Origin of the sequence: Neorhizobium sp. T25_13 (assembly GCF_002968675.1) — a bacterium.
Classification (GTDB): Bacteria; Pseudomonadota; Alphaproteobacteria; order Rhizobiales; family Rhizobiaceae; genus Neorhizobium; species Neorhizobium tomejilense.
In genome coordinates, this window is sequence record NZ_PVBI01000007.1 from 207,351 (window position 1) to 225,174 (window position 17,824).

Here is a 17,824-nt window from a genome sequence, read left to right on the forward strand (position 1 = left end):
TCCTTTATTGTTCTTTTGTTGTGATGCCACCAAGGCATACGTATTTGAGCTCGAGGTAGTCATCGATGCCGTATTTGGAGCCTTCACGGCCTAGCCCGGACGACTTTACGCCGCCGAACGGTGCTTCAGCAGTGGATATCAGGCCGGTATTCACGCCAACCATTCCATATTCGAGGGCCTCGGCAACTCGAAACACCCGCGACAGATCCTTCGCGTAGAAATAGGAGGCGAGACCGAATTCCGTGTCATTCGCCTTTTCAACCACATCAGTCTCATTCTCGAAGCGAAAGAGCGGCGCGATAGGCCCAAAGGTTTCTTCGGATGCCACGGCCATGTCTTGCGTGACGCCTGTGAGAACAGTCGCTTCGTAGAAGGTGCCGCCAAGTTCATGCGCTTTTCCGCCTTGAATGACGGTTGCGCCCTTCGATACGGCATCCTGAACGTGCTCTTCGACTTTCTTGAGAGCCGCTTCATCGATCAAGGGTCCGAGCGCAACACCCTCCTCGAACCCGTTTCCGGTCCGAAGCTTACTAACGGCTTTGGCCAGCTTTTCAGCGAACGCGTCATAGACCGTATCCTGGACGTACAGGCGATTGGCGCAAACGCAGGTCTGACCATTGTTCCTGAACTTCGCGATCAAGGCGCCTTCGACGGCTGCGTCGAGATCTGCATCATCGAACACGATGAAGGGCGCATTGCCGCCCAGCTCCAGACCAAGTTTTTTGATCGTGGGAGCAGACTGACGGTAAAGTTCGGCACCAACTTCCGTCGACCCAGTGAATGTGAGTTTACGTACGATGGGATTTGAGGTCATCTCGGCGCCGATTTCGCGAGATGAACCGGTGATCACGCTGAACAATCCTGCCGGCAATCCTGCCCGCTCCCCCAGTACCGCCAAAGCGATCGCGGAAAATGGCGTCTGAGCAGCGGGTTTCAATACCATTGCACATCCGGCTGCGAGCGCCGGGCCAGCTTTTCGTGTAATCATCGCGTTCGGAAAATTCCAAGGGGTAATGGCTGCAACGACGCCAATCGGCTGCTTCATCACCAGAATGCGTTTGTCTCGGTGATGGCCGGATATAATGTCGCCGTTGATGCGTCTGGCTTCTTCGGCGAACCACTCGATGAAACTTGCCCCATAGGCGATCTCACCCTTTGCTTCGAGAAGCGGCTTTCCCTGCTCGAGTGTGAGAATGTGCGCCAAGTCATCCTGGTTGGACATCATCAACTCAAACCACTTGCGCAGGATTACGCTACGCTCCTTCGCGGTTCGCGCTGCCCATTCCTTCTGCGTATCTTCGGCATGCGCGATCGCCGCACGTGCTTCTGCCGCCCCCAGTTTGGGAACGGAGCCGATCTTCTCACCAGTTGCGGGGTTTGTGACCGCGATGGCATCCGTATCGTTTGCTTCGATCCAGTCGCCACCAATGTAAGCGGCCTGGCGGAATAACGTTGGGTCTTTCAGGTGCATCGCTTGGTCACTCCGTGTGGGCTAAGAGAAAAGGGACACAGGACTTGCCAATGTCCCTCGCCGTCTGTGTTCGCAACGAGATCAGGGCGCGATGATCGGTTGAGCCTTTAGAAGCGGCTCCTGGGTTGGAAGGTCGGTGAACAAACTGCCGTGTTCGAACCAAGACCTCGGCGCAGGTGCCCCCCACAGTGTCTGACGCTGTGGATCCTTCAGGTCCCATTTGATCGGCTCGAGATCGGGATCGACAGTCTGGTAGTCCGAGCAGTAAATCTCGATGCGGTGGCCGTCCGGATCAAGGATGTAGAGGAAAAATGCATTAGAGATGCCGTGACGGCCTGGACCCCGTTCGATGTTTGCGAGGTATCCAGTGGTCGACATAAGATCGAGGAGATCGATGATGTTCAAAGGTGTTGGAACCCAGAATGCTGTGTGATGCAGTCGCGGGCCGACGCCGTTTGTGAACGCCATGTCATGGACGCCACCCTTTCGATGCAACCAGGCGGCAAACAGTTTTTTGCTTTCTGCATCCTCGGTGTATTCCGTAACACGGAAACCAATATCGTTGTAAAAGGCGACGGATGCATCGACGTCTGGCGTGAAGCAGTTGAAGTGGTCGATCCGGAGTGGTTTGACCCCGTGATAAAGCGCGTACTTTTGATGGATGGGGGTCAGGCGATCCATCTTGAAATAGAATTCGAGCGGGATGCCGAAGTTGTCATGGGTGCGCAGGGTGCGTCCCTGGAAAGGGCGCTCCACCCATGCCGTCTTCTGACCTTTTGTATCGAAATAGGCCTTGGCTTTGTCGAGATCTTCCTCGGAATAGACCTTCAAGGCGAGGTAACTGATTGCCGAAGTATCGCTCTTCTTGAGCACCATGCAGTGATGGCCGCGTTCTTCCATGGCACGCAGGTAGACCGTATCAGAATCTTCGTCTGTGACCTGAAGGCCGAGCATGTCCACATAGAAGGCACGGCTGGCAGCGAGATCCTTAACAAGGAATTCGACATGGCTAAGCCGAACCGTGTTGAACGCTGGATAGAGATTGAATTGCGGGAGCGGCATGGTTTCCTCCTCGGGGCCGAAACAGCCCGTGTTCGGCGCTTTGTTGTTACGAAGCGGCCGCGTCTTTTGTTGACGCGGCCAGAGTGTCGCGAAATCCCGTCAGCCGCCCAATTTCTGGATCGCATGGGCAGTCGTGGCGAAAGCGATGTTCTTGGTTTCCATGTAGAAATCGAACGACCAGTCTCCGCCGTCTCGTCCGATACCGGAATTCTTGACGCCGCCGAATGGGGTCGGCAGGTGGCGGACGTTCTCTGAATTGACCCAGATCATGCCAGCCTCGAGCTGGTCGGTCAGCCTGAAAGCGCGCGTGACATCGGAAGTCCAAAGATAACCGGTCAAACCGTATTGGACATCGTTGGCAATCTTCAAAGCATCCGCTTCGTCCTTGAACGGGATTGCGGTCAGAACCGGACCAAAGATCTCTTCCTGGGCGATCCGCATTCCATTGTCGGCACTGGTAAAGAGCGTAGGAGCGACGTAGCATCCGCCTCCCGGTCCATCGACCTTATAGCCACCGGCGGCGACAGTTGCGCCTTCGGCTTTGCCGATCTCGACGTATTCCAACACTTTGCGTTCATGGACAGGGTGAATCAGAGGTCCGACGACCGTCTGCGGATCGAGCGGGTGACCGACCTTGATACGTTTGGCCCTCTCGGCGACCATTTCAGTGAACTTACTGTAGATGCTGTCCTCGACCAGCAATCGGGATGAGGACGTGCAGCGTTCGCCGTTGAGCGAATAGATCATGAATACGGCAGCATCCGCCGCTCGCTCCAGATCAGCGTCAGCGAAAACAATGACCGGGTTTTTGCCACCGAGCTCGAAGTGGACGCGCTTGAGCGTGTCGGCACCCTGCTTCATGATCATTGAGCCCGTCCGGCTTTCGCCAACAAAACCGATCGCCTTGATCAATGGATGTTCTGTCAGCGCTTTACCGGCGTCCTCTCCCAAACCATTGACGAGGTTCCAAACACCTTTGGGAAGGCCGGCGCTTTCGGCAATCTCGACCAGCAGGCGTGCTGTAAGCGGCGAGAATTCCGCCGGCTTGTGGACGATCGTGCAACCGGCCGCCAGGGCCGGTGCAATCTTCCAGGTGGATAGCATGAATGGCGTGTTCCAAGGCGTGATCACACCGACCGGGCCTATGGGGTTCCGCGTTGTTACGTTTACCTGGCCTGGAATACGGATCGATTTGCCGTCTCTTGCTTCTGGTGCTCGGTCTGCGAAGAAACGAAAGTTCTCTGCGCCACGTAGTGCCGCCTTCGCCATGAATTTCAGGGACTGTCCGGTGTCCATGCACTCGACGAAGGCGATCTCCTCGGCGCGGGCAACGATCGCGTCAGCGATCTTGTGCAGGAGCGCCTTGCGAGCGTCACCAGGCATTGCCGCCCAGGCGGGAAATGCCTCGGATGCGGCTTTGGCGGCACGATCGATGTCTGCCGCTTTGCCATGGGCGACCTGCGCCAGAGGCTGCAAGTCGACGGGCGAGATTGTTTCGAACGTGGCACCATCTAAAGCAGGGACAGCCTCTCCGGCAATGTGGTTGAGGACGCCGCCGGCGCGAAACCGGGCAAGATAGGCATCGGCCTTTTTCTTGTTGTCTTCAAAATTCGTCATGAGATCTCCATCTCGAATGCAGCAGCATTCGCTCAGCCAATGTTCAATGGTGTTTTCTAGGTCTCCGACCGAAGGCGCGCATGGATCGCATTGTCTTTCCAGCTTAGGGCTGGATCGATCTCGCGCACCTCAAGGGAGAGGGCAAAATGTGGCTCGCTGAAAAGGTCCAGCAGCTCGGCCTTGACGACTGCCATGATCGCGTTGCCAACACGTTTCTTTTCTTCGGACGATCTGCCCGCGCCAATGCGAAAGCTCATGTCGATGAAAGAATTGCGCTCGTCGAGGTCAGCGATCGCATAGTCATCGCTAAGCAGAACTCGGACGCGAACCGCGCCACGTTCGAACAGCCCACTGTCGAGGATCGCTTTATGAACGACCTCACACAGCGATTTGAAATCGACGCGCGGTTTCAGGTTCGCGGACCCTTCAATGACGAAATGTGGCATTTATCGCTCCTCCGATACTTAACACGTTAACAATTATTGAGCGTTTGTCAACCCACTGTCGGGTGATCTCGGCCTGATCGAATATTGACGGGCCGGTAAATTCTCACTTATTCACCTCATATGGATCAGGATAAAAATCACCCTCGCCTTCTGCGTAGCACCCGCCAGGCACTCCCAATCGCACTGTTGAAGGCGCGAGAAGCAGTGATGGGCCATTTTCGACCGATGCTTGCGCAGCACAATGTGACCGAGCAGCAATGGCGTGTGCTGCGGCTATTAAGTGAACGGGGGCAGATCGATGCCACCGAATTGGCGCAAGGTGCCGCGCTCCTTGCCCCCAGCCTGACAAGGATGATCAAGACGCTTGAGGACCGTAAGCTGATCAGGACAACGAAGGATACTGCGGATGGCCGACGTCTGCTTGTCCGGATTGATGACGCAGGCGCTAAGCTCCTCGAAGAAGTGCGGCCCGAAAGTCTTAAAATTTATGAAGAGCTCGAGCTTCGCATTGGCCACGACAAGATCGAAGCCCTGATTGCACTGCTTAACGAGGTCACGGATAAGGCGACGACGCGCTAGTCGAGTTTGCGCCCTTGCTTTCCCTCGCTGATTTACTTAACATGTTTAATAATTCAGCGACGGAAATAGGAGGAGTTTTCCCGTGGTGGACCATCAATACAGGCTCGTTATCAACGGCCAGTCGATCGCAACCCAAGAAACATTTGAGGTGCTAAATCCCTCAGATGGTCAAGTCGTGGGGGCAGCGCCAAAGGCAACCCTCATCCAGTTGGACGAGGCTGTTTCCGCGGCGCAAACAGCTTATGAAATTTGGAGCAAGGCTGACGACGCGACGCGCCGGAAGGCCTGTGTCGCAATCGCTGACACCTTGCGCGATCATGCGGAGGAGCTGGCCCAGCTTCTCACCCTGGAACAGGGAAAACCCTTGAATGGAATGGGCTCCCGGTATGAGCTCGGAGGGGCCGAAGCTTGGGCGCGATACACTGCCGGTCTGGAGCTGCCGGTCAAGGTTTTGCAGGATGACAATCAGGGCCGGGTGGAACTGCACCGCAGACCGGTGGGCGTTGTAGGATCAATTACGCCCTGGAACTGGCCGTTGATGATTGCGATCTGGCACATTGTACCGGCCATACGAACAGGGAACACCGTTGTGATCAAGCCCTCCCCGCTCACCCCGCTGTCCACCATCCGGATGATCGAACTGCTCAACACAGTTCTACCCGCAGGTGTGTTGAATTGCGTGACGGGTGAAAACGACATCGGGGCCGCGATGTCCTCCCACCCTGGTATTGCCAAGATCGTTTTCACGGGCTCGACCGAGACCGGCAAAAAAATCATGGCAGGCGCTGCGGCGACATTGAAACGCCTGACTCTTGAACTCGGTGGTAATGATGCCGGCATTGTCCTGCCCGATTGCGATCCCCGCCAGATTGCCGAGGGACTGTTCTGGGGCGCTTTCATCAATGGCGGGCAAACCTGTGCGGCATTGAAGAGACTTTATGTTCACGAGGACATCTACGAGGACGTTTGCCGCGAGCTGACAAGCTTTGCAGCGACAGTCAAAGTCGGTGATGGACTTTCGGAAGATAGTGTCCTGGGTCCGGTCCAGAACCGCATGCAGTACCAGAAGGTCAAAGACCTGGTGAACGACGCGAAGGGGCGTGGCGGGCGCATTCTCATTGGAGGGGATTCTGACGACAACGCTCCTGGGAATTTCTATCCCGTGACGCTGGTCGCGGACCTTAATAACGGTGATCGTCTGGTGGACGAGGAACAGTTTGGGCCGGCTCTCCCGATCATCAAGTATTCTGATCTCGACGAAGTCATCAGGCGCGCGAATGACAACCCGAACGGTCTTGGTGGTTCCGTCTGGGGCAGAGACATTGCAAAAGCAAAGAAAGTGGCAAGCCAGCTGGAATGTGGATCCGTATGGATCAACAAGCATGGGGCTATCCAGCCGAACGTGCCGTTCGGTGGCGTGAAGGGCTCCGGTCTGGGCGTAGAATTTGCTGAAGAGGGCCTGGCGGAATACACGACGATCCAGGTCATTTTGCAGTAAGAGCCTGGAGCGCGAGAAAAGAAAGGGACGCCGGGTTCGCCGGCGTCCCTTTTCTTATGTTGTTCCGGGATCGAAGGCTCCGAATTCTACCGACAGGGTGACCGTGTGCGCCCTAAGACTTCAAGCGATCTCAGATAGGAACCGTTGAGCACGTTCGGTCTTTGGGTTGTCGAGGAAATCGTTCGAAAGCCCCTCCTCGATGATTTCACCGCTTTCGAGGAAGACGATGTGGTTCCCGACTGCCCGCGCAAAACCCATCTCGTGCGTGACCACGACCATGGTCATGCCTTCCTTGGCGAGATCTTGCATCACCGCCAAAACGCTTCCTCGCAGCTCGGGATCAAGGGCTGACGTGGGTTCGTCGAACAACATCGCCAGCGGTTTGGTGGCGATGGCGCGGGCAATGGCAACCCGCTGCTTTTGACCGCCCGACAATTGCCCGGGGTAATGTCCTTCTCTGTCGGCCAAACCGACTTTTACGATCTCCTCGAGCGCGATTTCACGCGCTTCGTCTTTCGACATCCCCTTGCTGTGCACCAAGCCACACATCACGTTCTCTAAAACGGTCATGTGCGGGAAGAGATTGAAGTGCTGAAAGACCATGCCCGTCTCGCGACGAAGCCGCTGAAAATCACGGTTGTAACGGCGCTCTCGTGAGCGTGCCGAAAAATAGGCTTTGGCATCCCATTCTACAGAGCCGACCCGTAGTTGTCCCTCGTCGGGAATATTGAGCAGGTTCAAACACCTCAAAAGTGTGCTTTTGCCTGAGCCACTTGGTCCGAGCAAGACGACGACATCGCCTTCAAGAACGTCAAGCGATACCGAATTCAGCCCCCTCACATTGGGGAGGTCGCGACTGGGGAACCACTTGCTCGCATTCCGCAGTGAGATGACTGTTTTTCTTTCTTCTGAATTTTCCATGTTCCGCTCCTCGAAGAAGCGGGGCGGCCACTCGGCCGCCCCGACACGAATCTCACGCGTCCACTTTGAGAGGGCTGCCGCCCGGACCAACCGCAAGGTAAGGAAGGCCTGCGGCGATCGCATCTTTGCCGACATACTCGCGGAATACGGAGTTGAGGATCCCGCCTGCTGCATTGAAAAGCAACCAGTTGGTCACGAACATGTACATCTTCATGTCTCCCGTCGGCATGAAGAAGGTGTTGTGATCGACATAAGCCGGTTCCTTGCCGATTATCTGAAGCGCGACACCCTGTTTCTTGGTGTTCACGACAGTGAACAGCGACTGCAAGGTTGCGTTCGCACGTCCTGACATGACCTGACCGATGGCGCCCGTCTGGTCAGGGAATACCGACACGTTTGCCTTCGGGTAGAGCGCCCGGATCTTCGCTTCCTGGGAGCTTCCCTGAAGAGCGGCGAACTTGAACTCCGGCGAGTTCATCTGTTCGAAAGTCAAGTCTGACGCGTCGCGTCCAACGACGTAGACCGGTTGAAACGTCACGGCACAGCCGGCAAACCAGCCACGTAGCGAACGTGATGGCAAGATCGTTCCCGTTGTCATGATATCGGCACGGCCGGATTCGACGGCTGCAAACATCTGACCGAAATCCATGTCTGCGAATTCTACCTGGATATCAGGCGAGACATCTTTCATCATTCGACGGATGAGAGCGATCTCGTAGCCGTCCGGCTCACCCTTCTCATTGATATACAGGTTTGGCGGATATTTGAGGCTCGCCGCGACCACGATTTTTTTGGTGCGGATCGCCTTGTCCAGGACGGATTCCTTCGCGGCATCCTGCGCGGCGGCCGGTGTCGTTGCACCAAGTGCAACAGCAGCTGCGCCGCCGGCGAACAAACCTGCTGTCAGTAGCGAACGGCGGTTTGCCTGCATTCCATTATCGTGCTTCGTATCCATGAGCATTCCCCTTGTTGTTTCCACAATGAAATTTTTGGCCTGGAACCCACGATCCGTGGGGTACAGCTTGTGCTAGGCGGTAAGACCGCCATCGACTGTCAGCTGCGCGCCATTCACGTAGCTGGCATCCTCACTCGCCAAGAAAAGCGTGGCTTTGGCGATTTCTTCGTATGTCCCAAGGCGACCGAGAGGGACCGTCGGCGCAAAGCGCTGGTCACGTGCTGCGACCTGTTCGGCCGACATTCGGGTCAATCTGTCTGCCATGACACTTTCAAGGACGCCGGGGCAGATCGCATTTGCGCGAATCCCTTTTGCTCCGTAGTCCCGCGCGATGGTGCGCGTCAGCATGATCAATCCGGCTTTGGAAACCCCGTATACCGCCTCGGCTGTCGAGGCCCGTTGACCCGCGATAGAGGCCGTGTTGACGATCACACCCTTGCCCGCCTCCACCATGTGCGGGATCGCTTCCCGGCAGAAGAGATAAGCTGACTTCAGATTTATGTCCAAAGCCTGCTGCCACATCGCGGGATCGGTCTGCGAGATCGTGCCTGTAGGATTGATGCCGGCATTGTTGATCAAGATGTCCAGGGATGAGAAGCGTGACCGGGCCAGTGCGACTGCTTGCTGTGAGGTTTCCTCGCGGGAAACATCGCCCACGAGTTCGACGACGTCCGCTCCCTCTCCGCGTAGAAGCAGCACCAAGTTTTCCAGCTGATCTTTTGCGCGATCAACGAGAACAAGCCTCGCGCCTTCATTCGCCAGTGCCTGCGCAACGGCGCGCCCGAGCCCACTTGCGACCCCGGTTACGAGGGCCGTTTTTCCTGAAAACCGCATGTCTGACTTCCCATTATTTGCTTTTTCGCGACCGCTTGGGACCGCTTTTTGACATCTATGACCTAAATCTATCTGTCTTGCAATATGAAATCATATATGATGTTGACGAAGCTCGCGCTCGGGTTTATCGATTGAGTCAGTACCGGAGAAGAAGCCGAGTAAAGAAAAAGGGAACGTCATGAACCTCGATTTCTCGATCATCCTGGCGCAATGGCCCCGGTTCCTATGGGGATTAGGGTATGATCTCTATTTCGCATTCGCGGGATTCGCGCTGGGCTGCGTTATCGGGTTCATCTCCTATCTTGGCTCGGCCTCCCGCTCGAAAATCGCCCGCGCAGTGTCTTACACCTACGTGCAGATCGTTCGGGGCCTGCCGATGTATCTGCTGCTGTTGTGGATTTACTTCGGGCTCGCAACAAAATTCGGCCTGGCACTGACGGGGCCTCAAGCGATAGTCATCGCCATCGCCATCATGAGCTCGGCATTTGCTTCCGAGATTTTCAGGACCGGCTATAATTCGATTGACGTCGGCCAGATTGAAGCCGGCAAGGCACTCGGTCTTTCCGACCTCCGGATCAATCGCACTATCCTTTTTCCACAGGTCATTCGGGTCGTGATCCCGCCCCTGCTGAACGTCTTCGTGATCTGCTTCAAAGCGGCGACTTACGCGGCAGTGGTCGCTGTCCCGGAACTCGTCTTCACGGCCCAGGACATCAGTCTCAACCAATATAGGCCGTTCGAAGCCTATATCTCGGTCGCCGTCCTACTCATCGCGACGATGCTGGTTTTATCTTTGCTGGTCAAAGTCGTCGAAGACCGTCTCAATGACGGCAAAGGGGCTTGAAGCTCATGAATAGCTGGTACGTTGTCCTCAACCACCTGCCCGACATGCTCTACGGGCTTCGTTACACATTCCTGATCGCAATCGTCTCGCTCGCACTTTCAATGATCTTCGGAGGGCTAGTGGTATCCCTTCTCAGGAGCAAATCTGCTGCCATCCGAGCGGTAGGATTTCTCTACATCCAGGTCTTCCGCTCACTATCGCCATATGTTTACGTTCTGCTCGTCTATTTTGCCCTCGCCGGAGCAACAGGCTGGAAAATGGATCCGATCACAGCCGCTATCATATCCCTGACGCTTCTGAATACCGCTTATGTTGCAGAAATCTATCGGTCCGTGTTGCTCACCATTGATGGCGGGCAATGGGAAGCGGCCGCCGCAATGGGTCTGTCACCCTGGAAAACAAACTCGATCATTATCTGGCCGCAGGCGCTACGGACTGCAATTCCACTCCTTCTGAACCAGTTCATCGTCATCTTGAAGGATTCCGCAATCGTGGGCGTGATTGGTGTCAAAGACATCCTCTATGTGGCGAATGCCCAGGCATCGATCACCTACAAGCAGTTCGAGTATCTGACGGCGGTTGGGGTGATCTTCATCCTGATTGTCTTCGTCCTGTCGCGGTTGAGTATGAGCCTTGAGCGGCGACTGGCCTGGAAGCACTAGCACTTGCCGAAGCCAACCGAAGTCTTTAGGTCGAAAGGAAATCAAATCTGATTTTCAATTTGATCACCGTTGGAGAGTCACGCATGGCAAAGGTGGTGACACCCGTCACAGAAGCTAGAAGCAAACAGCAACTTGCTTACGATTATCTCAAGGCTGGGATAGATCGCGGCCTCTATGCACCCAAACAGCGGCTTGTAATCGACACACTCGCGAAGGAGCTATCGATCAGCCCCGTACCGGTGCGCGAGGCGATCCGTCGGTTGGAAGCAGAAGGGCTGATCATATTCAGTAAAAACTCCGGCGCAATCGTGGCTGGAGCCGATCCGGATCTCTGGGCCGAGCAGATGGAACTTCTGGCATTGCTTGAGGGCTATGTAACCGGCGCCGCCGCGCCGAGGATTACTGCCAGCGATATCAAGCAGCTTCAGAAAATCAACGAGGGCATGGAACAGGCGCTGGCTTCCTTCGACCTTTCGGGGTGGACTCAGGGCAACCTGGACTTCCACTCCGTGATAAATCGAAGGTGCCCGAACGAAACAATCGTCGAGCAGATCGCGCAATTGAGATCGCGGATTGCGATGATCAATCGCTTCATCCAGCCGCGGACGGAAGCGACCATCTTGCATACTCTTGGAAAGGATAGCGGGAAGTCGACGCTTCAAGGGCACGAGTGGATCATTGCGGCCTATATCGCAAAAAAGTCTCCCGCCGAGATCGAAGCGCATGTTCGCACGAATATCATTCTGCTCACCACAGAAACGCACCGCAATCTGGTCAACAACCATGATCGGCGGGTAAGCAGATCGCAGGGATAGTCACATGCAACCGTCGGAATATGATGTTGTCGTCCTCGGAAGCGGCGGTGCCGGACTGGTGACGGCGCTCACCGCGGCGTCAAGGGGACGGTCCGTTGCCGTTTTCGAGAAGTCGATGCTCCTTGGTGGAACTACTGCTATTTCCGGCGGCGGCATCTGGATCCCCAATAATCATGTGATGCAAGCTTCAGGTTTCGAGGATCAGGAACCGGATGGCTTAACTTACCTTGTCCGACTAACCCTGGGGGAAATCGGCGTCGATCTGCTGCACGATTTTCTGAAGACAGGCCCCGAAATGTTGCGGTTCCTGGAGCGGCATTCCGATCTGCGCTTCTTCAGCGTGAATCGCCCCGACTACCATCCCGGGTGGCCAGGCGCACGCACGGGCCGCTCGGTCGAGCCTTTGCCTTTCGAGCCGACGATGGACGAGAAGCTGTTTCAGATGCTGCGCTATTCGCACCTGCGCCAACCGGTGACGTCGATAGAGGCTCGCAAGGGACTGGCGCCAGAAATCATCGCGGATCGTCGACAGCGCCGCGTTCGCGCGCAGGGTGCCGGACTGGTCGCGGGACTGGTGCAGGCGTGCGCCAAACTTGGAGTCCACTTTTACGTCAATGAAGCCGCCACGGGACTATCGTTTAGTGGTGATCGCTGCGACGGAGTCGTGACCGTTTCCGGTTCGACCTCCGCTCGCCTCGGCGTTGTCCTCGCCACAGGAGGCTTCGAATGGAACCCATCGCTCGTCTCCGCATATCTTCCTGGATTTTCAAGCGCGCCGACCACACCGCCGGGTAATGAAGGGGACGGTCTCCGGCTCGCCCTTCAAGCCGGCGCGGCCGTCGCCAACATGACGGAAGCTTGGTGGACCGCCGCCTACCAAATCCCGGGTGACGTCCTTGATGGCAAGGCACTGACGCGCAACATGGTGCGCGAATTGGCGCTACCGGGCTCGATCATGGTCAACCGGAAAGGCCAGCGCTTCGTCAACGAGGCGAGTTCCTACAATGATCTGGGCATGGCGTTCAATGCTTTTGACCCCGGTTCATTCTCCTACCCGAATCGACCGGCCTGGCTCATTTTCGATGACGCTTTCAAGAGACGTTATCCCGTCGCCTCTATCCCCCCTCAGCAGTCGGCTCCGGATTGGATGATCAGTGCGGGATCCATTGCAGAATTAGCCGAAAAGCTTCGCATGTCCGTCGAAGGCCTGAGCGCAACAATCGACCGTTTTAATGGATACGCTCTCCAGGGTCATGACCCAGATTTGGGCCGAGGTGACGACGTGCACGGACTCTACTATGGAGATCCTGGGCATCTCCCAAACCCCTGCCTAGGGACGATCGGTGTCGGTCCTGTCTACGCAGTGGAAATTCTGCCCGGAAACAATGGCACAAAAGGTGGGTTGAAGACAACGTCACGCGGCGAAGTCATCCGCCCGAACGGCTCTTTGATCGCCGGCCTTTTTGCTTGCGGCAATGTTGCAGCAAGCATATTCGGAAAAGGTTATCCAGGCCACGGTGGATCGCTTGGGCCGATCCTGACGGCAGCCTATAAAGTTGGTGTGGAAATCGGCGCGAACCCCACACCCTGAGCAGGCGGGCTTTACGTTCAGTCTCCCAATCCTGGGATGGGGTAAGGCTCGCACCGAAACATGCCTACCATCACGGATGGTGTCAAGGCAAACCCTAACTTCCTCATCGGGGATAAATCGAGAGCCGCAAGATTGTCGCGAGGATTAACAGCCCTATTCCGTGAACACCTCGTCCCTGTTTTTCCTTAGGCTCGGAAGCAACGCGACGGCTAACAGAAACACTGAAATCGCCAACAGCACTGCTGATATCGGGTTCTCGACGAACGTCATCATGTCCCCGCGCGACATCAACAGAGCGCGCCGGAAGTTCTCTTCCATTAGCCTCCCGAGAACAAAGCCGAGGAGAAGCGGAGCTGGCTCGAAGCCTAGCTTGCTGATGGCATAGCCGACGATGCCGAAGAACGCGATCATCAGAACCTGCACCGGTTCGGAGTTAATCGAGAAGATCCCGATACAGCAGAACATGAGAATTGCGGGAAACAGCAGCTGGTATGGCACTTTGAGGAGCCGTACCCAAAGGCCAATCATCGGCAAGTTGATAATGAGCAGCATAAGGTTGCCTAGCCACATCGAGGCTATCATACCCCAAAATAGAGTGGGGTTGCTCGTCATGACCAGAGGTCCAGGCACGATGCCGTGGATGGTCATGGCTCCCACCATAAGGGCCATAACAGCATTTGGCGGGATTCCTAATGTGAGGAGAGGAATAAACGACGTTTGCGCACCGGCATTATTCGCGCTTTCCGGCCCGGCAACGCCTTCGATAGCTCCTTTGCCGAACCGCTCCGGGTGCTTGGAAATCTTCTTTTCTAAAGAGTACGAGGCGAACGGTGCCAGAACGGCTCCGTTACCTGGGAGTATCCCGAGAACAGAGCCAATAAGAGTGCCTCGTGTGATCGGTGCAGCGGCCTGTTTGAACTCTTTCCACCCAGGCAGAAGGCGACCGATCGTTTGACGCACCACATCGCGCGTCTCAACGTTATCAAGGTTACGAAGTATTTCGGCGATACCGAAAACGCCCATCGCCAAGACCGCAAAGTCGATTCCGTCGAACAGGAAGCTGAGCCCGAGGGTCATTCGGTCTTCGCCAGTTTCAAGATCGACGCCCACTGTTGACAAAAGGATGCCGACGAGAATCATCGCTATTGCTTTGATGATTGAGCCGTGGGCAAGCACAACCGCGAAAACCAGGCCCATCACCATCAAGGAGAAGTATTCCGCGGGTCCGAAAACCAGAGCAAGGCCGGTAAGAGGTTTTGCCAGCGCCGCGATCACGATGGTGGCGACCGTTCCAGCAAGGAAGGAGCCAATTGCAGCAATACCAAGCGCGATTCCGGCTTGACCTCGACGTGCCATCTGATGGCCATCGAGGGTTGTCACCACAGCAGTGGCTTCACCAGGAATGTTTACCAGGATCGCCGTCGTAGAACCTCCGTACTGCGCGCCGTAATAAATGCCGGCGAGCATGATAAGCGCGCCGACCGGATCCAACCCGAACGTTATCGGTAGCAACATCGAGATGGTTGCGATGGGGCCAACTCCGGGAAGAATGCCCACCAGGGTTCCAACCAGGCAACCGAGGAGACACAGGAAGAGGTTATTGAATGTGAGCGCGACACCAAAGCCGAGAAAAAGATTTGAGAGCAGATCAAACACGTCTCAGTTCCTCACTTCATGTTTGGCGACTTCGATCCGCGAGCCGCTTCGGCCCTTCGTGAACCGGAACACAAGTATCGCGGCGGTGAAAAGAACCGCGGCTGTCACGCGAAGACTGGACTTGTAGCTCAGGCCGCCAAATAGCGCTTCCGACAGAAAGCGGGGCAGGATGGGGATTGGGAGGTTTAGCATGTCGCCGAAAAGCAGCATGCAGAACGGGGTCAAAGTAAGGGCAAGCAGGAGGAGATCCCGAAACCTGGCTTCACTTGACGCATAGCCGCCAATGATGATCGCCATCGGACCCGCGAACATCAAGCCAAACTCGATAGTTCGCCAGTTCCCAAAGTGATGTTCCTTGATGGTAACCGCAAAAAGCGCAATTGAGATGCTGACCAGAAGCGGTCCGCGCAGTGACCAAACCGGCGCGCCATGTTCTGAGCTCCGTTTAAATCCTGCAATGAGAAGGACAAATCCGCAGACCCCGATCAGAACCGCGATCGCCTGGGGCAACATTGCAGGCCCCACGGTTGTCAAGGTTCCCCTTGGCAGATCCAGAGTTAGCCATAGGGCGAACAAGGCGAGTGCGATGAGCACCAGACCACCCAGGACATTTTCCGGCGAGCGGATCGCAAGCCCGCCTTTTTCTGTCGGACGTACCGGTAGATCCCGTGTCGTCATGATGAAGGTCTCCATTCAGGTCGGGTCCGGCGTCAGGCTTTTAATGACGCCGGGACGAGCGATGCAATTTCAGCAGGAGATGGCTACTTGATGCTGATTCCGGTCTTGGTCAGAAATTCTGCCCAACGCTTGGATTCTGCAGCCATCATGGACGCAAACTCAGCAGGCTTGTTACCGACAATGGTCGTGCCTTCCGCTTCCAGGCGTTCCTTGATGGTAGAAGTGGCGAGAGCCTCGGTGGTCGCCGCTCTGAGCTTCTCGATGATCGGGGCAGGCGTGCCTTTCGGGACCACAAAGCCGTACCATGCCGCCGAGCTGTATTCGGGGAACCCGCTTTCAGCGATGGTCGGAATGTCCTTGTACTTCGGTACGCGTTCCGAGGTCGTAACTGCGACAGGGATCATGTCTCCACTGTCGATCAATCCAAGCACCGATGGAAGCGTCGTGATCATGAAGTCACCGCGGCCACCGAGCATGTCGTTAAGGGCCGGACCAGCGCCTTTGTAAGGAACGTGTACAGCTGTAATACCAGCTTGCGTAAGCAGCATCTCGGTAGCGAGATGGCTGGCGGATCCGTTACCGGCGGAACCGTAGGTGAGCTTCCCTGCGTTCTGCTTTCCGAACTCGATAACATCCTTGAAGCTCTTGTATGCCGAGCTTTTCGACACGACAACGACCAGCGGCGTCTGCGCGACGAGGATCACCGGATCGAAAGCGGCCAGCGGGTCGAGCTTCATGTTCTTGAAAAGGTGCGGGTTTACGACCATCGGCCCCTGGTTCGCCATCAGGACGGTGTAACCATCGGCGGCCGAGTTCGCAGCGGTCTGCGAAGCCACGTTACCTCCTGCAGTGCCGTTATTTTCGACAACCATGGACTGACCGATCTTCGCACCCACGCCGTTCGCCACCAGTCGAGCGATAGCGTCAGTACCGCCGCCTGCAGCGTAAGGCACGATGAGCTTGATAGGACGTGTCGGGTAGTCGTCAGCTTGAGCAAAAACAGGCGCTGCAATCGCCACGCCAGCCAGAGTTACGAACGCACAGAATGTACGGCGATTGAACATCGTCACCTCCCTGTATGACTTGCCGCCTCCCAGCGAACAAGTAATGGATTCTCCTCGCGACCGCTTGGCGGCCACCGCCTCCACATGAGCCGATGCAAATGCTGTAAAGCGAAACCCTTTTTGCCGGAAATGCAAAGATTCGGATTATTGATCCTCTTTGCGCATCAATCGGCCGCTCTGCTCAAGTTCAGTCTTTCGCCCAGGTTCCCACCAACATCCCGAGAAAACGCTCGGCGGCCGGGGAGAGGGTGACATTGCGTCGTTTAACAACACCGATCGTCCTTGATACCTCCGGCCCCCCAATGGGGATCGCTTTCAGAATAGGATGGTCGCCTTGCGGCGTAGCGAGGCCCGGCAAGACAGATATCCCGAGCCCCGCCTCAACGAGGCCAAGAGACGTCGACAGGTGAGTGACCTCGTACGACCACTTCAGCTGGACGTTGGCTCGCGCCAGGGCCGCATCGAGCAGCGTGCGATTTGCACTTGATCTGTGGACGGAGATCATGGGGTGTTTCTCGAGATGGGCCCAGGTGACGCTTTCGAACTCCGCCAGCAGATGATCTTTCCGTACGGCGAGAACAAACGGGTCCTCGATCAACCGGATGAAGTCGAGATCAGGATCCAGATTTCCCATGATGTTGATGCCGAACTCAACCTCTCCGCGGGCCACCGCCTGGATGCCGCCAGTCGCGGTCAAGTCCATGATGCTGAAGCGGACGTGCGGAAATTCAGCGGCAAACTTCCGTATGACGGTTGGAAGGAAGTAGAAGGCCGCAGTCGGAATACACGCCATGTTCACTACGCTACTTCGCTGCAGCCCCGAGTCCCTGGCAGTGAACAGCGACTGATCGAACTCTTCCAACATTCGGCGCACAAGCGGGATCAGCTCCATCCCTAGAGCAGTGGCGGCTACTGACCTGGTAGTCCTCTCCAGCAGCGCTGCACCGACGACGCCTTCCAGCTTCTGGATCCTTCTGCTGAGTGCAGGCTGTGAAATGTTAAGCGCCTCTGCCGCTCGGTGAAAGCTTCCGAGGTCCAGCACATACATGAAGGCACGGAGATCCAAGATTTCGCAATTGATAGCCATACCGCATCAGTTCCTTCGAAATTGGCATTTCACTTAATAAAAAG

17 protein-coding genes are annotated in these 17,824 nt (G+C 56.1%); 6 read left to right on the forward strand and 11 right to left on the reverse strand.

Annotation, left to right across the window (positions count from 1 at the left end):
* Positions 1-4 precede the first annotated feature (4 nt).
* The 4 genes from gabD to C5J22_RS18275 form a co-directional block, all read right to left on the reverse strand.
* Positions 5-1,471 carry an NADP-dependent succinate-semialdehyde dehydrogenase gene (gabD, locus tag C5J22_RS18260; protein WP_105439353.1) on the reverse strand — a complete coding sequence of 489 codons (1,467 nt, stop codon included), beginning with the start codon at positions 1,469-1,471 and terminating at the stop codon, positions 5-7.
* 81 nt (positions 1,472-1,552) lie between these two features.
* On the reverse strand, positions 1,553-2,533 hold the full coding sequence (gene hpaD / locus C5J22_RS18265) for a 3,4-dihydroxyphenylacetate 2,3-dioxygenase (RefSeq protein WP_105439354.1): 981 nt from the start codon (positions 2,531-2,533) through the stop codon (positions 1,553-1,555).
* Between the two features lie 99 nt (positions 2,534-2,632).
* Positions 2,633-4,150 carry a 5-carboxymethyl-2-hydroxymuconate semialdehyde dehydrogenase gene (gene hpaE, locus C5J22_RS18270; protein WP_105439355.1) on the reverse strand — a complete coding sequence of 506 codons (1,518 nt, stop codon included), beginning with the start codon at positions 4,148-4,150 and terminating at the stop codon, positions 2,633-2,635.
* 56 nt (positions 4,151-4,206) lie between these two features.
* Complete coding sequence (locus C5J22_RS18275; protein WP_105439356.1) at positions 4,207-4,596, reverse strand: 5-carboxymethyl-2-hydroxymuconate Delta-isomerase; 390 nt, start codon at positions 4,594-4,596, stop codon at positions 4,207-4,209.
* A gap of 120 nt (positions 4,597-4,716) precedes the next feature.
* Here C5J22_RS18275 and hpaR point away from each other — a divergent pair, with 120 nt between their 5' ends.
* Both hpaR and C5J22_RS18285 read left to right on the forward strand, forming a co-directional pair.
* Positions 4,717-5,175: a homoprotocatechuate degradation operon regulator HpaR gene (gene hpaR, locus C5J22_RS18280; protein ID WP_105439357.1), complete on the forward strand. Its 459-nt coding sequence runs from the start codon at positions 4,717-4,719 to the stop codon at positions 5,173-5,175.
* An 85-nt stretch (positions 5,176-5,260) separates the two neighbouring features.
* Positions 5,261-6,673 carry an aldehyde dehydrogenase family protein gene (locus C5J22_RS18285; RefSeq protein WP_105439503.1) on the forward strand — a complete coding sequence of 471 codons (1,413 nt, stop codon included), beginning with the start codon at positions 5,261-5,263 and terminating at the stop codon, positions 6,671-6,673.
* Between the two features lie 120 nt (positions 6,674-6,793).
* On the opposite strand, the gene C5J22_RS18290 is transcribed toward C5J22_RS18285, so the two are convergent.
* The 3 genes from C5J22_RS18290 to C5J22_RS18300 all read right to left on the reverse strand — a co-directional run bounded on the left by C5J22_RS18290 (position 6,794) and on the right by C5J22_RS18300 (position 9,383).
* On the reverse strand, positions 6,794-7,594 hold the full coding sequence (locus tag C5J22_RS18290) for an amino acid ABC transporter ATP-binding protein (protein WP_105439504.1): 801 nt from the start codon (positions 7,592-7,594) through the stop codon (positions 6,794-6,796).
* 52 nt (positions 7,595-7,646) lie between these two features.
* Positions 7,647-8,549 (reverse strand): ABC transporter substrate-binding protein, encoded by a 903-nt coding sequence (locus C5J22_RS18295; RefSeq protein WP_172746687.1) that lies wholly within the window; start codon positions 8,547-8,549, stop codon positions 7,647-7,649.
* A gap of 72 nt (positions 8,550-8,621) precedes the next feature.
* Entirely contained in the window at positions 8,622-9,383 is a 762-nt protein-coding gene (locus C5J22_RS18300; RefSeq protein ID WP_105439359.1) for an SDR family NAD(P)-dependent oxidoreductase, read from the reverse strand.
* A gap of 178 nt (positions 9,384-9,561) precedes the next feature.
* On the opposite strand from C5J22_RS18300, the gene C5J22_RS18305 reads away from it, so the two are divergent.
* From C5J22_RS18305 to C5J22_RS18320, 4 genes are all read left to right on the forward strand, one after another.
* Positions 9,562-10,227, forward strand: a complete 666-nt coding sequence (locus tag C5J22_RS18305) for an amino acid ABC transporter permease (protein ID WP_105404653.1) — start codon at positions 9,562-9,564, stop codon at positions 10,225-10,227.
* A gap of 5 nt (positions 10,228-10,232) precedes the next feature.
* Positions 10,233-10,889 carry an amino acid ABC transporter permease gene (locus tag C5J22_RS18310; RefSeq protein WP_172746688.1) on the forward strand — a complete coding sequence of 219 codons (657 nt, stop codon included), beginning with the start codon at positions 10,233-10,235 and terminating at the stop codon, positions 10,887-10,889.
* Between the two features lie 83 nt (positions 10,890-10,972).
* Positions 10,973-11,704: a GntR family transcriptional regulator gene (locus C5J22_RS18315; RefSeq protein ID WP_105426880.1), complete on the forward strand. Its 732-nt coding sequence runs from the start codon at positions 10,973-10,975 to the stop codon at positions 11,702-11,704.
* A 4-nt stretch (positions 11,705-11,708) separates the two neighbouring features.
* Positions 11,709-13,295, forward strand: a complete 1,587-nt coding sequence (locus C5J22_RS18320; protein WP_105439360.1) for an FAD-dependent oxidoreductase — start codon at positions 11,709-11,711, stop codon at positions 13,293-13,295.
* 153 nt (positions 13,296-13,448) lie between these two features.
* Here the strand turns inward: C5J22_RS18320 and C5J22_RS18325 are convergent, their stop codons facing one another.
* From C5J22_RS18325 to C5J22_RS18340, 4 genes are all read right to left on the reverse strand, one after another.
* Complete coding sequence (locus C5J22_RS18325) at positions 13,449-14,951, reverse strand: tripartite tricarboxylate transporter permease (protein ID WP_105439361.1); 1,503 nt, start codon at positions 14,949-14,951, stop codon at positions 13,449-13,451.
* A gap of 3 nt (positions 14,952-14,954) precedes the next feature.
* Positions 14,955-15,644 (reverse strand): tripartite tricarboxylate transporter TctB family protein, encoded by a 690-nt coding sequence (locus C5J22_RS18330; protein ID WP_105439362.1) that lies wholly within the window; start codon positions 15,642-15,644, stop codon positions 14,955-14,957.
* Positions 15,645-15,712: 68 nt separating this feature from the next.
* Entirely contained in the window at positions 15,713-16,693 is a 981-nt protein-coding gene (locus tag C5J22_RS18335; protein ID WP_105439363.1) for a tripartite tricarboxylate transporter substrate binding protein, read from the reverse strand.
* 187 nt (positions 16,694-16,880) lie between these two features.
* Positions 16,881-17,780, reverse strand: a complete 900-nt coding sequence (locus C5J22_RS18340) for a LysR family transcriptional regulator (RefSeq protein ID WP_105439364.1) — start codon at positions 17,778-17,780, stop codon at positions 16,881-16,883.
* Between the last annotated feature and the right edge of the window lie 44 nt (positions 17,781-17,824).